Annotated in this window: 10 protein-coding genes; 3 read left to right on the forward strand and 7 right to left on the reverse strand. The window is 51.3% G+C overall.

Features of this window, described 5'->3' with window-relative positions:
* Window positions 1-3: 3 nt before the first annotated feature.
* On the forward strand, window positions 4-447 hold the full coding sequence (gene yfbV, locus ACWAU4_RS09650) for a terminus macrodomain insulation protein YfbV (protein WP_028779375.1): 444 nt from the start codon (window positions 4-6) through the stop codon (window positions 445-447).
* A 1-nt stretch (window position 448) separates the two neighbouring features.
* Here the strand turns inward: yfbV and pflA are convergent, their stop codons facing one another.
* Genes pflA through focA form a run of 3 tightly spaced genes read right to left on the reverse strand, consistent with a single transcriptional unit; the run spans window position 449 to window position 4,440 of the window.
* Window positions 449-1,189 carry a pyruvate formate lyase 1-activating protein gene (pflA, locus tag ACWAU4_RS09655; protein WP_025011778.1) on the reverse strand — a complete coding sequence of 247 codons (741 nt, stop codon included), beginning with the start codon at window positions 1,187-1,189 and terminating at the stop codon, window positions 449-451.
* 57 nt (window positions 1,190-1,246) lie between these two features.
* Window positions 1,247-3,529, reverse strand: coding sequence for a formate C-acetyltransferase (gene pflB / locus ACWAU4_RS09660; protein WP_028779374.1), 2,283 nt, complete (start codon window positions 3,527-3,529; stop codon window positions 1,247-1,249).
* 29 nt (window positions 3,530-3,558) lie between these two features.
* The gene (gene focA / locus ACWAU4_RS09665) at window positions 3,559-4,440 is read right to left on the reverse strand and encodes a formate transporter FocA (protein ID WP_208125850.1); all 882 of its coding nucleotides are present in this window, start codon (window positions 4,438-4,440) and stop codon (window positions 3,559-3,561) included.
* A gap of 947 nt (window positions 4,441-5,387) precedes the next feature.
* On the opposite strand from focA, the gene ACWAU4_RS09670 reads away from it, so the two are divergent.
* Together ACWAU4_RS09670 and panF are read left to right on the forward strand one after the other, a co-directional pair.
* Window positions 5,388-5,600 (forward strand): DUF997 family protein, encoded by a 213-nt coding sequence (locus ACWAU4_RS09670; protein ID WP_454290552.1) that lies wholly within the window; start codon window positions 5,388-5,390, stop codon window positions 5,598-5,600.
* Entirely contained in the window at window positions 5,597-7,045 is a 1,449-nt protein-coding gene (gene panF, locus ACWAU4_RS09675) for a sodium/pantothenate symporter (protein WP_025011782.1), read from the forward strand. The genes ACWAU4_RS09670 and panF overlap by 4 nt, the downstream gene beginning before the upstream one ends.
* 83 nt (window positions 7,046-7,128) lie before the next feature.
* Here the strand turns inward: panF and ACWAU4_RS09680 are convergent, their stop codons facing one another.
* From ACWAU4_RS09680 to ACWAU4_RS09695, 4 genes are all read right to left on the reverse strand, one after another.
* A complete protein-coding gene (locus ACWAU4_RS09680; RefSeq protein ID WP_208125851.1) occupies window positions 7,129-9,774 on the reverse strand; it encodes a TonB-dependent receptor plug domain-containing protein in 2,646 nt (881 codons plus the stop codon).
* Between the two features lie 301 nt (window positions 9,775-10,075).
* On the reverse strand, window positions 10,076-12,970 hold the full coding sequence (locus tag ACWAU4_RS09685; protein WP_044734326.1) for a TonB-dependent receptor: 2,895 nt from the start codon (window positions 12,968-12,970) through the stop codon (window positions 10,076-10,078).
* A gap of 425 nt (window positions 12,971-13,395) precedes the next feature.
* Window positions 13,396-14,403 carry a TDT family transporter gene (locus ACWAU4_RS09690; protein WP_025011784.1) on the reverse strand — a complete coding sequence of 336 codons (1,008 nt, stop codon included), beginning with the start codon at window positions 14,401-14,403 and terminating at the stop codon, window positions 13,396-13,398.
* Window positions 14,404-14,494: 91 nt separating this feature from the next.
* A complete protein-coding gene (locus tag ACWAU4_RS09695; protein ID WP_208125853.1) occupies window positions 14,495-15,565 on the reverse strand; it encodes a methyltransferase in 1,071 nt (356 codons plus the stop codon).
* Between the last annotated feature and the right edge of the window lie 141 nt (window positions 15,566-15,706).

Here is a 15,706-nt window from a genome sequence, read left to right on the forward strand (position 1 = left end):
TGATTGAGCCTTAACTTTCTCAAAACCGTGAGGGAAGGTCATCGTTATATGAAGACCTGGCCCATGGTCAGACAACTGGGTTTCTTTTTTCCTGAGTTTCGCGTTATTCGTGCCACTCAGTTGGCGTTGCAGTTGATGCCTGTGTTGGCCATGCTATCGGCTGCCGCGCCACTCTATTTCTATGGTTGGGACTATCTTCCCCAGGCCATAGCTATCTTTCTGTTCTTTCTCAGCCTGCCTTTGCAGGGCTATCTGTGGCTGGGTTGGCGTGCTCGCCATCCCTTGCCGCTGTCCTTGCTCGATTGGGGAAATCAACTCAATGCCAAGCTTTCCGGGCTTGGGGTGAGCAGTCGCCCTTTAGGGGCCAAGGCCTGCTATATGGATATGGCGCAGATCCTTAAATTGGCCTTTGAACGTCTCGATGCCGGATTTTGGGAAGAGCTCTGAATCAGTAACCGGCATTGATCCCTTTCTGGATAAATATAGCCTTTATTCGCTCCATGGTTTCGCGATCCGGCGGCGATACGCCGTCGAGTTCATAGTGCTCCCCCATGGCTTCCCACTTGTGTTTGCCCAGTTCGTGGTAGGGCAGTAATTCCACTTTTTCCACATTGGTCATTGGCTTGATAAATTCAGCCAGTTTTTCGGCAGAGGCTTCATCGTCTGTATAGCCTCCGACAACCACGTAACGGATCCAGGTTTTCTGGCCTCGTTTTGCCAGATATTCGGCAAACTGCAATGTTCGCTGGTTGCTGACCTTGGTGAGATCTATATGCTTGGCATCATCCATCTGTTTGATGTCCAGTAGTACCAGATCTGTGTTGTCCAGCAACTGGTCGATCACTTCGGTGTATTTACGGACAAAGCCGTTGGTGTCCAAACAGGTGTGAATGCCTTCGGCCTTGCAGGCCTTGAATAGCTCGGCAACGAATTCAGCCTGTAACACAGCTTCACCACCGCTGGCGGTCACGCCACCACAGCTGGCTTCTAAAAAAGGTCGGTAGCTGACTATCTGTTCCATCAGCTCCGCGACCGTCACTTCCTTGCCGCCATCCAGATCCCAGGTGTCGCGATTGTGACAGTATTTACAGCGCATCAGGCAACCCTGCATAAAGGCGATAAAGCGAATGCCGGGACCATCTACTGTGCCAAAGGATTCCACCGAGTGGATCCGTCCTTTTACTGTCATGTGCTCTCCTTGGAATGGCTGCAGCGGCGGCCGCTGCAGCCTGGTTTCAAACGCGGATTACAGTGCTTTGGTGAAAGTACGGGTAATCACGTCTTGCTGCTGCTCAGGGGTCAGTGAGTTGAAGCGCACTGCATAGCCTGAAACACGTATGGTCAGCTGTGGATACTTGTCAGGGTTGACGACAGCATCTTCCAGCATTTCACGGTTCATCACGTTGACGTTCAGGTGCTGACCACCTTCATGGCCTGGCTTGTGGGAGAAGTATCCATCCATCAGCGCGGCCAGGTTGGTGCGGCGGGCATCTTCATCTTTACCCAGTGCATTGGGCACAATGGAGAAGGTGTAAGAGATACCGTCCTGAGCGTGAGCGAAGGGCAGCTTGGCTACTGAGGTCAGTGAAGCGATAGCGCCTTTTTCGTCACGGCCGTGCATTGGGTTGGCACCCGGGGCAAATGGTGCACCGGCGCGGCGACCATCCGGAGTATTACCTGTCTTCTTACCATACACCACGTTGGAAGTAATGGTCAGGATTGACTGGGTTGGGATGGCGTTGCGGTACATCTTCTTGTCACGAATTTTGGCCATAAAGCCTTCAACCAGCATACAGGCGATGTCGTCAACACGGGCGTCGTTGTTACCGAACTTGGGATAATCACCCTCGATTTCGAAGTCTACGGCAATACCGTTTTCATCGCGAACCGGTTTCACCTTGGCATACTTGATGGCAGACAGGGAGTCGGCAGCAATAGACAGACCGGCGATACCACAGGCCATGGTGCGACGTACGTCTCTGTCGTGCAGCGCCATCAGCGCGGCTTCGTAAGAGTACTTGTCGTGCATGTAGTGGATGGTGTTCAGCGCAGTGACATACTGAGTTGCTAACCAGTCCATTAGACCGTCGAGGCGGCTCATGACGTCATCATAGTTGAGCACTTCGTCTGTGATAGGATCTGCCTTCGGAGCGACCTGAATTTTCAGCTTTTCATCCACACCGCCGTTGATGGCGTACAGCATGGTCTTGGCCAAGTTGGCACGGGCACCGAAGAACTGCATGTGCTTGCCCACAACCATGGGGCTCACGCAGCAGGCGATGGCGTAGTCATCAGACTCGAAGTCAGGGCGCATCAGGTCATCGTTTTCATACTGGATGGAGCTGGTGTCGATAGACACTTTGGCGCAGTATTTCTTGAATGGCTGAGGCAGCTGCTCAGACCAAAGCACAGTGATGTTTGGCTCTGGGCTTGGACCCATGTTGTATAGGGTGTGCAGGAAGCGGAAGCTGGTCTTGCTCACCAGTGGACGACCGTCCAGACCCATACCACCGATAGATTCGGTAGCCCAGATTGGGTCGCCGGAGAACAGCTCATCGTATTCAGGAGTACGCAGGAAGCGCACCATACGCAGTTTCATCACGAAATGGTCGATCATTTCCTGAGCCTGCTCTTCGGTGAGCACGCCGTTTTTCAGATCGCGTTCGATATAAACGTCGATGAAGGTTGAAGTACGACCCAGAGACATGGCGGCGCCGTTTTGGCTCTTCACCGCGGCCAGATAGCCGAAGTAGGTCCATTGGATGGCTTCTTTGGCATTCTTGGCAGGGCCGGAGATGTCATAACCGTATTTGGCTGCCATCTTCTTCATCTTGCCCAGCGCTCTGTGCTGCTCGGCAATCTCTTCACGCAACTGGATAACGTTGCTCAGATCTTCACCGGCTTCCATCTGAGCCTGCAGTGAAGTGAACTGTGCAACCTTGTCCTTCATCAGGTAGTCGATACCGTAGAGGGCTACGCGACGGTAGTCACCAATGATACGGCCACGACCGTAGGCATCGGGCAAACCTGTCAGTACACCTGACTTACGGCAAGCGAGAATTTCCGGAGTGTAAACATCGAACACACCCTGGTTATGGGTCTTACGCAGTTCGGAGTAGACATATTTGATTTCAGGATCCAGCTCGCGATCATAGGCGGCGCAGGAGCCTTCAACCATGCGGATACCACCGTTGGGCAGCATGGCGCGTTTGAGTGGCGCATCAGTCTGCAAACCAACGATGGTTTCCAGTTCCTGATTGATGTAGCCGGCATCATGGGAATCTATGGTAGAGACTTTGTCTGTATCAAAGTCGACCGGAGCGTGGGTGCGGTTTTCCTGCTTGATGCCTTCCATGACTTTGTCCCACAGGGCTGTGGTCGCAGTGGTGGGGCCAGCCAGGAAAGACTCATCACCTTCATAGGGGGTGTAGTTCTTCTGGATAAAGTCACGTACATTGACTTCGGTCTTCCAATCGCCGGGAACAAAGCCTTCCCATGCGCTTGCAAACAGCTCAGTTTTCTCGGTCATAGTACTCATACCTTCTAGTTGAGATAAAGTTACTTGCTGGCCTCGCTGCCTTGCTTGGCCAGCAAGGGACGGCGATACACAAACCAGTAAGTCAACCCTACAAATAAAGCTCCCCCCACGATATTACCCAGAGTGACGGGAACCAGATTATGGAACACGAATTGGCTCCATGTGAGATCGGCAAACTGCTCGGGGCTGACCCCGGCGCTTGTCCAGAATTCAGTGCCGGCCATATTTTTGCTGATAATGGCCATGGGAATAAGGAACATGTTGGCAATGCAGTGCTCAAAACCTGCGGCGACAAACATGGCAACCGGCAACACCACGGCCAGCAGCTTGTCAGTGACCGAGCGACTGGCATAGGCCATCCATACCGCCAGACACACCATGATGTTACACATGATCCCGAGGGCGATGGCCTGGAAAAAGTCATGGTGCAGTTTGGCCTGAGCTGTCTTCATATAACCAAGGCCTATCAAACCGTGGCCGGCATCATAGTGTTTGGCGGTGATCATCAGACCTACCAGTAGCATGGCGCCGATAAAGTTGCCCAGATAGACCAGCCCCCAGTTGCGCAGTAAGGCCTTGGTGGTGACTCGTTTGCTGGCTCTGGCAGTAATGGTTAATACAGTAGAGGTGAAGAGTTCGCCGCCCAGAACCACCACCAACATCAGGCCCAGGCTGAAGCACAGGCCACCGATGAGTTTGTTGAGACCGTAGGGAAGGGCGCTGCCACCGGCAGTGGCGACAACATAGAAGATAAACGCGAGGCCAATAAACACCCCCGCAGTCATGGCCAGCAACAGGGTCGACTGGGTATCGCGGCCGATTTTGACGACGGCCGCATCCTCGACCTTCTGCGCAGTATTGGCAGGGGTTGATGCATCAAATGGGCTAGGACTGTTGTTCATAGCTGCCTTCTTTCGCTCATTTGGTGGCTGGCCACCGGTTTAGGTTATGAAATTCATTTATCGCTTGTTCTGTGTGATGACCCTTGAGCCATCGAATTCGTTAACTATAAGCAGAATGTAATTAAATTACGTGATTCAGATCAATTTAATCGCCGTATAATCTGAATTATGAAATTAAACTACCTTTCGCCATTCCTTTTTTGCCTGAAAAACCGTCTTGAAACAATTCACCACAATCTTAATTATCTTGCAGCGTTATCTACCGCAGCCTGTGCTTTCTATTTGGTGTTTGACCCAAGCATAAGCTTGTAACACGTTATAAAAGTCCAATCTGTGCTGTTGCTCGCGATGAATGGTTGCAAACTGGAAATGTTTACATCTCCCATGTTGCCGCAATCTCCATCTTCTTTACTTACAGAGCCCAGGTTGAGGTTTTAGCTACCCCGAGAAAGTCTGTTCAAAGAATCGCTCGTTATGCATCGAACTCTAAAATTGGTCTTACCAATTTACCACAAAAATATTAACACAGAGCCGTGCTGTCGGCATCTGATATCGGCCTTTACCCACAGGGAAAAGCTAAATTTTGCGAGCAGGTTAACAATTGTATGCCATAGCGCCGACACTGGGGGATCCGCCGACAGTCTATTTAAGCAAATCCTTATTCGTACCGCTTCACAAATCGGTGTCAAAGTTTGAACCAGGCCTTGAATTTTGGGCCGTTGTGACCTGTTCGGGAGCAGGCTCAGGGCTGTGAGTCCTGTCATGGTTAATTCGGCATGCAGTCAAAAAGTTAACGGAATATCATCAGGTAACCGGGTGATAACTTTATCCCACAACCAAAGCGTAACTTGAGTCATGCCTTGGCACTCGGGGGAAGAGTTGATTAGAATCAACGCTTTCTTTTTGCTGTCACGCTCCAACCCCAGGAGCAATCCAAGGAGGCCGTTATGTCATCCATGGCACGTCTGGCCATCATACTTACCCTGATTTACGCCCTCTTGTGGGCTCTGGGGCCCCTGTTGACCGATATGGGTGTCTGGGACTCAAAACCTGACTATTACGGCCTGCCATTGTGGTTTTGGCTGTCCTGTATCCTGACCCCGCTGTTTTTCATTATGGGACTCTTCTACCTGTTTGGCCGGGGAGGGCATAAAGAGTGACCACTCTTATCCCCGTATTACTTTATCTGTTGCTCAGCCTGGTGTTGACCCGCTTTATTGCCGCCAGACAAGACAAGGCCAGCCTCTATCAGGATAAGGCGGCGCGCTTTTTTATCGGTGGCCGTTTTCTCAATGGCCCCATGTTGGCCTTGACGCTGGTGGCCACCTATACCAGCGCCAGCTCTTTTATCGGTGGTCCGGGCGCCGCCTACAAGATAGGTTTGGGCTGGGTTTGGCTTGCCTTGATCCAGGTGCCGGTCGCCATGCTGACCCTGGGAGTGCTGGGGCCGAAGATCCTCGCGGCCAAGGCGCCTTACGCCACCTTAATTGAGTGGTTGGACGCTCGCTTCGAACATAAAGGAGTCAGCACGTTGGCGCTGGGCTCCTTGGTGCTTGGATTTATCGCCATGATAACGGTGCAGTTTATCGGTGGCGCCAGGTTGTTTGCCGGGGTCAGCGGTATCGACTACAGCCTGGGGCTGGCACTGTTTGTGGTGACAGTGTTGGCTTACACCCTGAGCGGTGGGTTTAGGGCGGTGACCATCACAGATGCCTTTCAGGGAATAGTAATGCTACTGGGGCTATTGCTGCTGTTTTTCACCCTGCTTGGCCATGGCGGTATGACAGAGTTGATGTCCAAGGTGGCCAGCGAAGATCCGGCCTTGTTGCAGCCCCACGGCAATGAAGGGCAACTGGGCTGGCCCATGATGCTGTCGTTTTGGGTGCTTATCTGTTTCGGTACGCTTGGGCTGCCACATACTGTGGTGCGTTTATTGGCGGTTAAAGATACCCAGGCGCTCAAGAAAGGCATTATTTGGGGCACCCTTATCAGTGTTTTGATGACACTGTTACCGCATCTTATCGGTTTGATGGGCAGGGCACTTTATCCCGATTTGCAGGTACCGGATGAAATCATGCCTACCTTGATCTCCGGACTGTTTTCGCCACTTTTGGCCGGGGTGTTGCTGGCGGCGCCCATCGCCGCCGTGATGTCGTCGGTGGACTCCATGTTGCTGCAGGCGGCGGTCAGTCTGGTGCGGGATGCCTGGGTTAAGGTGAGGCCACAAACCTCGGCGCAAAGCCAGCTGCGTTTGAGCCGCATTGTCATGTTGATGATTGCTGCGCTCGCCTGTTACTGGGCGCTGGAGCCGCCGGCCATGATAGTCTGGCTCAATCTGGCGGCTTTCGGCGCGCTGCAGGCGGTGTTTCTCTGGCCAATATTGGCGGCGGTATTCTGGCCTTCATTGACTGGCAACTCGGTGTTTGCCGCGATGATTTCCGGATTGCTGAGTTATGGAATGCTGCAATGGCTGGCCTTGCCTTTGCCGCTTCATATTCACCCTGTGGTACCGGCCTTGCTGGTTTCCCTCTTGGCCATGCTGGGCTGTCAGGCATGGTTGCCGGTACGGGAAGTTTTGGTTACCACACAGGACAAAGCGGAATGAAGCTCCATGCTTGATTGTTGAGGATGGAATTAAACAAAAAAAAGCGCAGTCAATGACTGCGCTTTTGGCTATTAAAGCGTTTATCAGAAGCGGATCTGATAACCCGCGTAGACTACGCGACCGATAATGTTGTGGGTATCGGCGTCATAACCTGGGTAGGACAGCTCATAGTTCACCGCAGGCATGGCATCGAACAGGTTACGGGCACCGACTGTGACTTTACCGAACTTGTCAAAGTCATAGTTCATGGCCAGATCCCAAGTGGTGAAGGAACCGAAGTCCTGCTTGTCGATGTTGGCAGCTTGCTGCTGTGGCGTTTCACCGGCATAGGAGTCTATGTACTTGGCGATCAGCGAGGCGCTGAAGGCATCGTACTCATAGCTGAAGGTGGAGTTGAAACGCAGCTCAGGATATCCCTTGGTACCCAGCACGTCGTAACGTGGGTCGACCGGGCTGGCCTGCTCTGTGTATTCCAGTGCATAGGTGCCTTCCAGTGCGAACTTCAGGTTGCCGTAGTTACCCAGCTCGAAGCGCGAGCTGAAAGAGACGTCCAGACCCGAGGTTTGTACCCCGTCCATGTTGATGTAGCCGGCGCCAATCTCTTCAATCTTGCCGTCGGTATCACGCTTCACATAGACATATTTAGGATCGTACGCACCGAGGCCGGTCGTGGCTTCCAGATCCAGAATAGTCTGGGCACCAACGTAGCTGACCTGGTTGCTGATCTCTATGTTGTAGTAGTCCACAACCAGAGAGATATCATCAGTGATGTTCCACACTGCACCGAAGGCATACTGATCAGACTCTTCAGGTTTCAGCTCCGGATTACCTGAACTCTTGCGCAGATACTGAGTTGACTCACACACATCAGCGCCTTCGCGTTGGTCAGCCGGCAGCATCTGACAGCCTTTGGTGTCGATCACTCTGTCATAACTGGTAGCGGCTTCGCCCAGCAGATCATCCAGTGACGGAGCACGGAAACCCTGGCCGTAAGAGGCGCGCAGTACCAGGTTATCCAACAACTGGTAACGCAGGTTGATAGAGCTGGACAGCTGGCCTTCGTCCGGCAGGCTGTATTGGTCATAACGGCTGGCCAGTTTGATGTTCAGATCGTCAGTGACCGGCAGTTCCAGCTCAACAAAGGCAGCCTTGTAGTTACGCTCACCGGCGGAGTCACCACCGTAAGTACCCAGTACTTTGCCGGCAGCTTGCTGCGCGTCGCGGCGATCGCTGAATTCCATCTTCTGGTACTCGGCACCCACGGCATAACCTATGTCACCGCCTGGCAGTGCGATAGGAGCCAGCGCAGCCCAGGAAATGGCAGTCGCTGTGGTCTTGGAGTCAGCTTGACGGGTGGCGGTGTGCAGGAAGCTGTCCAGGGTTGCCTGAGTCGCATTGCCGCCCAGAACAAATGGGTTGTACAGGCCGGCGTCTACGGCTTGTTGCAGGTTGTCTTCAAACACATAGGAGTCAGTGCTTATGTCTACCTGCTGATCTGAGTACTGTACATACCAGTTCAGTGAACCGGCATCCAGCTCCAGGTTCAGACCGGTAACCACGTCAATCACATCGGACTTGAACGTCGTGCTGCGATCGGCCACACCGGTAAGACGGTGGTAAGCCTGTACTTCGCTTGCGTTGGCTGTGCCATAAGTTGGGTTCAGTGGGTTGTCGGCAGCTATGTACAGGTTAGGGGTCCACAGTGCGGTAGAGGAAGTCGTGGACTTGTCACGCATCACAATCGCCTGACCGAACCATTCCAGGTTGTCGGTAATTCTGTAAGTCAGGTTACTGAACAAAGAGTCTTTGGTCTGATCCGGCAGGTAATCGGTGCCTTCATACATGCTATAGCCACAACGTGGACCATCTTTGCTCTGAACGATTTGATCGGCCGGACAGTCTTTACCCGGTACATAGTTACCTGTGTAGGTTGGCGTTTCAAAGGTTCCGTCTTCTTTTTTGCCTGGGCGGGCAGCCACAGGGCGCCAGGTACCTTCCGGTGCATACAGAGAGCTGCGGCCATAGGCCTCATCCCAGTTGGCGGTCAAATGATCACGCTGACCACCCTTGAGAGGATCAAACTTCTTGTGCTCTATGATTACCAGGCTGGTGCTCTTATCGCCTGTGTTACCGAAGGTCATCGACGCCGACATTTCATCACGGCCATCCTGAGTCGGGTTGGCGTATTTCAGATCGAATCCAAGACCGTCATAGTTCTTCTTCAGAATGATGTTGATTACACCACCAATGGCATCGGAACCATAGATGGCAGAAGCGCCGTCACGAAGGATCTCAATGCGCTCGATGGCGTCCATAGGGATCAGGTTAAGGTTGGTTGCATCGGCACCAAAAGTGGCTGATGGTGCGATACGGCGGCCGTTGATCAGGGTCAGGGTGCGGTTTGAACCCAGACCACGCATGCCCGAGCTGGCATGGTTACTGGCAGAGCTGCCGGCGTCGCTGATGAAGCTGCCCGCAGTGTTATATGGCATTTGTGCCAGTACCGCAGAAACATCTGTCAGGCCGGTTTTGGCTATGTCTTCAGAACTCATCACAGTTACCGGCAGTGCCGATTCCATGTCGGTACGCTTGATACGTGAACCGGTAACTTCGATGCGCTCCAGTTGTTCGTTTTCGTTGGCTTGAACTGCAGGTAGGCTAAGAGTGGCCGCTGCTGCGCCGCCAAAGAGGGCGAAGCGCACAGCTTTGCTGACACTGAGATTCATCATTTATATCCTTTTATGATATTTATTTTGTCTTTTTGTATTTATTCGAGCCGGCATAGAACAATTCGGCGACAAAATGTAACCATTAAGATACAAATAATACAAGCGGTTAAATGCTTGTTACCCGATTATTTATTGTAATAAAGATGTAATCAGATGTTTTGAAACTATTAAAAAACATCAGTAACCACATTTAAAAACATGATAAAAACATTTGATTAACATTTGCGGGGTTGGTTGAATAAATAATAAGCGGCGCAAAATGCGCCGCTTATTTACCGAATAATATTCAGTTTAAATGAGCTTAGAAGGAATAGCTCAGACTTGTGTAGTAGAAGCGACCGACGTTATCGTACGCTGCAGAACCTGCTGTGGTACCGGTCGTACCATAAGGCAAGTCTTTATCGAACAGGTTATCGATACCGAACTTAAGCGTTATACCGGAATCAAACTGATAACCCACGGCGACATCACTGATGAAGTAATCGTCGTACTGCATGTTTGAACTTGGGTTTGCGTTGCGGGCCAGTTCCTTATCTGTGTACAAGCTGACGTCATTGACGAAACGGGTACGCCAGTAGCTGAGCCAGTTTTCATACTTGTAGTTCAGGGTCAGGTTGGCCTGCCAATCTGCATATCCCAAAGTGCCGGCCAATTCTTCGTAATCGCTGGGATTATCCTGGAAGGAGAAGTTCCGGCGCTTAAGCAGGTGAGTCGCAATCAGGTTGGCACTGAAATCACCACCCAGAATGTCAGTCTTATAAGCCAGATCCAGGTCAACACCAGAGGCCTCCAAGGCTGCAACGTTCAGAGAGTGACTCTGAATCAACGTTATCTGGTGTGAAGATGGGTCACGGGTGATCAGCGCGCAATACTGGTTATCTATACCACTGGTCGAATCCAGGCAGCGATCTATGATGTCCTGAGCCGCAATAGAACTGATGGCATCATCAATCTTGATATTCCAGTAATCGAGTGTCATAGATAGACCTTCGATAAACTCAGGTTGATAGATAAGCCCTACAGTGTAGCTGGTGGACTCTTCAGGTTTCAGTTCCCGGTTACCACTGCTCTTGCCTTCTATGCTTTTGGCATCGTACTGATCATTGAAATCAGTAGGTACACCCAGCGCGGCACAGTTCTTGCGGCGAGTGGAAGAATCGGCCAGGTTATTGAGGTTATCAATACGGCATGAATCATCAACCCGGAAGAAAGTTTGACTTGGGGCACCAAACAGCTCGCTGATATTAGGCGCTCGAATGGCTTCAGCATAGGTACTGCGCATTCTCAACTCGTCGTTGATTTCCCAGCTCAGACCGGCTTTCCAGGTGGTCGCATTGCCAATGGTGCTGTAATCGGCGAACCGTACGGCCAGATCCATATCCAACTGACGGATCAGCGGCAAGTCGGCCAGCAGAGGTATTGATACCTCGGCAAATACTTCCTTGACATCGAAATCACCTTTGTCTTCACCCAAGGCGTTGAAGAATGTGCCTGCAGCATTCTCAGGCTCTTTGATCTCACTCTCTTCTTTGCGGTACTCAACACCGGTAGACAGGCCTACATAACCGGCTGGCAGTTCGAATAGCCCGGAATTGGTGATAGTGCCACCCAAAACGGTTTGCTTGATCACTGCGGTGCCAACAGAAGTGGTATTGATGTAGTCAATGGCTTCCTGGCTTGGGTTACCTGCACCAAAAATGTTGACCGGCACACAACCTTCAGCACGGGCGGTTTCGCTGCGACAGACTATGTTACCGTCGAGCATGACAGCATCGAGGGCATTTTGGTAGTTGGCATAGATGAGGTTATTTTTGTTCACCCGTTCCAGATCTGTCTGGCCATAGATGGCGTACAGGTCATAATCCCAGTCATCAGCCAAGACGCCTTCTAGACCCAGTACGTAGCGCTGGGTTTCACGGGTGTCGTCCTCGACACGTTGGCCCAGGTCGGCCATGAAACGGTTGATGACGATTGAATCCAGTGGCTGAGGGTTACCGTCCGCATCCTTGTTGCTCTTCATCAGAGCAACAAGGTTGGGATCCAGATAAGGGTTATCAACCTTAATTGTGTTTACCTTGTTGCCAAAGAAGAAGGCAGGCTGACCATAATCACTGGCCTGACTGTTGACATATTTGGCCTCAAAGTAGAGGTTCATATCGTCATTCAGCTGATAATTGCTCTTCAGGTTGAGGTTATAACGCTTGAATTCTGGTTGCAGATCTTCAAACTGTCTCAAGTTGGTGAAGTCACAGTCGACACAATAGTTCCCATCAACTTTAGGGCCGATGTAGACATCACGGATAGTCCCGTCTGGATTGAAGGTCTTCCAACCATCCAGGAAGAAGGTACCGGCGTTGCTGATCTTATAATGTCCGCCGTTTGGCAGGAAATACTTGTCTGGATCAGACGGATCATTGGAATCGATATAGTTACCGTCGGCATCCTTGGGTCTGTTGGTATTTTTCAGACTGGTAAATGAGGTTTTGGTTTGATCACGATCGAACGCTCTGAGTCTATCCTGAGCGCTGTATTCTGCGGCGAAGGCGATATTACCGCGACCATCATTGATATCTGTACCGTAAGAAAGCGAAACTCTGTCTTTACCAAAACCACTGTCATCGGCTCGACCTTTGATAGCGGAAATATCCAAGCCGACAATGTCTTTTTTCAGAATGAAGTTAACTACGCCTGTTACTGCATCTGCACCATAAATAGCAGATGCACCACCCGTAATGACTTCCACTTTTTCGACCCAGGCACTTGGAATCGTGTTTACGTCAACCGAAGAGCTTCCCGCTGAGCTGGCAACATGGCGTTTACCGTTAACCAGCACCAAGGTTCTGTCGGTACCCATGGTACGCAGATCCAACAGGTTGGCTCCGGCAGTACCAATGTAACGTCCAGAGTTGGCGAGAGAATAGGTGTTACCTAGAGCAGGCAACTGGTTGAGGGCTTCACCTATGTTGGTAACACCGGTAGACAGAAGTTCTTCACCCGAAATTACTGTCACCGGGGTAGGGGCCACGGCACCTTCACGTACGATACGTGAGCCAGTGATAGAGATACGCTCAACGGCAGAATTAGCCGTTTGCTGATCTTGTTCTGCCGACAATGCTGGTGCGGAATAAGCTGCAGTTGCAACACCACCAATTAACGCAAAGCGCACTGCTTTGGCTAATTTAGAATTAGCTTGCATTATTTTCTCCCTGATACTTATGTGTGTTTTTATTTTTTTCATCCGAATTAATTAAAAAATGTTTCCGGATGTATCAGGAATATAACCTTAGTGAAATAAAAAGTGCAACAAGGATAATACAGATGTAATTAAATTATACTGAAACCAAATGTACTCATCTTGTTATCATAAATATAACGTACAGCGTTTATTTGTTCTGACTCTCTATCTTGCTGACTAATTAGTCATATTAATTAGTAAATTATTCTCTACTGTAAATTTATGTGGAGTTAAATGTTTTATTAATGTTTAAACTTGTTCGTGGTGAAGAGTTGAATTTGTTTTGTCTAGGAGCTTGAGTAGATTTCAATGGACCATTGAAGATCCAATAAATCGCAAAAGCGTGATTTGCGTCACGCTCTTGCGGGTTTCTGTGTATGGGAATTTCAGTTTCCCAGAGACCAGGGGCGGTAGTGTCTGAGGTAACTGATAGCGACGAAGCCGACAATAGCACTGGCTATCACAAGCTCAATATTTCCAAGTAACGCCAGTGGCCGGTGCAGCGATTGCAGCATGGGTTGGCTGTTGCACCAGGCGGCTGTTTTCAGTAGGGCAGTGGCTCCTATCACCATGGGGAAGGTGTAGGCAGCAAACCCAGGGCTGAAAGGGAGGCGCAGCAAGTGCAGGAAGGCCAGATAGATGACCAGGGTCATCAGCAGGGCCAGACTCAGCAGCAGGGCGACCAACCAAAGCTCAGGCTCTGGAGTCAGGGTCAGATAGCCGGCCAGAGACAGGCTGGCCGGTGCTGCCAGAATCGCTATGGTCGGCTTGGCTGCATCCGCGACCGGATTACAAAAGATCAAGCGATATAGCATCACAGGCAGCATCACCAAGTAACTCACCAAGCCGAACATCAGAATGATGTGAGCGATTTGGGCGCCTACCTCGCCGGCTTCGGCGCCGGGAAAGGTCACGGCGGCCACCACCATGCCGATAGGGGGCACAAACCAACTGGGCACCATATGCTCCAGGTTGAAGTCCATTGCTCTATGCAGCACAAAGGCCGCCAGTAAACAGCAGTGAATGGCGATAGCCGTCAACCAGATCAGGAAGCCACACAAAGGAAGATGGATCCCTACGGCTTTGGAGATCACCATCAGTGCCATGGCAAAGGTGGGCAGCACACTGCCGACCACAGGGTGGCGCAGTTCTTCATTCAGTAATTCAGGATGCAGAATGAATTTGACTGTCAGCAGAGACAGTAATATCCCGGCAATCGCTGCGCCCAATGCCAGGCCGGGAAATTCTGCTGACACGTTTTCCCAGGCCCAGCCCAGGCTGGCGATAGCCAGCGCCAATCCGGCCAGTGGGCTTGGCAGCCGCCTGAAGGCGGCTTTACTGAATTTGGACTCGCGAGTGCTGAGTTCTTCAGTGGTAGTGGCAACGAGTTTCATACTGTGACCTCTAGATTCCGATTTGATGGTCCTAGTCTAAAACCGGCCTTTGATTAATAAAATTGAAATTAAATTATTCATTGATTCAAATTTATTTAAGCTTGCAGCGCAGCAGAGTATGCCCAAGCCCTATGTCATCGATATCTTCATCGACATAGAAACCTGCCTGTTGCAGTAGTTTCAGCAGTACCTTGGAGTGATACATACGACTGTTGCCATTGGCCATGGCTGTGAAGTAGAGCGAGGTGGCATTGACACAGTAGGCGGAGGCGGCATTGGGCTGCCTGTCCCAGAAGGTTTCCAGAATGCAGAGCTCGGCTGTCGCCGGCATGGCTTTGGCACAAGCCTGCAGGATGGCCAGGATTTGTGCCTCGCTGAAACAGTCGAGGAATTGGCTCATCCAATAGAGATCGCCGTCGGTCACAAAGGGGCCGTCAGGGGCAAGCAGATCGCACGCCAGGCCGGATATCCGCCCGCTCAAACCTGCGGCTTTTGCTGCCTCGGCGGCCAGCTCAAGCTGGGGAGCAAGATCCATTATGGTTACCCGGCACTGTGTGTTGTAGCCGGCACATTTCAAGGCCCATTTGCCGGTATTGCCACCGATATCCACCAAATGAGCCGGCCCTTTGGCAAATATGCGCGGCATCAGGCTGTCAAAGGCATGATCTGAATAATAGTGATCGAAGGCGAACCAGCTGTGTTTCGCTTCTGTCGGTAACTGGCTCAGGGCTGGGTAAATAGTGGGCCAATCGCCGAATACTTTCAGTCCCTCGGGAGAGCCTTGCTCCAGCGCCTGTTGCAGATGAAACAGGCCTTGGTAACAGATGTCGTGGATAAAATTGAGGTTGGTGGCGGCCATATCATCATGCAGCAGAAACCAGCCTGTCTTGTCGAGGATGTAATAGTCTCCCTTGTGCCAAACTAGCCCCATGGAGAGCGCCATATCGAGCAGAACGCCCAGAGCATATTCTGTCAGCCCGGTTTGTTCTTTGAGTATCTCAAGGCTAATGCCCTCATCGCCTGCGGCATCTATATGCTTGAGGATGTCGAACTGCAGCAGGCAGCGGGTCACCTGAAAACTGACCGGAGCGAAGGCGATTTTTTGTGCTTCAAATTTGGCTTCGAAGGCACTGAGTTTGGCGGGTTCACTGAAAAAGGGCATTGTCTAGGGAGCCGTGGGAAAGGTTCAAAAAAGCCTTTATGGCCCAAAGCCCAAGTCAAGTACAGGCCAGTTGCATAAAACTTTGATCAAGAGGGCAAATATGTGGTTACTGCTGCTTTGAATTGTGGCATCAAAAGGGGG

Source organism: Shewanella sp. FeAMO (genome assembly GCF_053653955.1).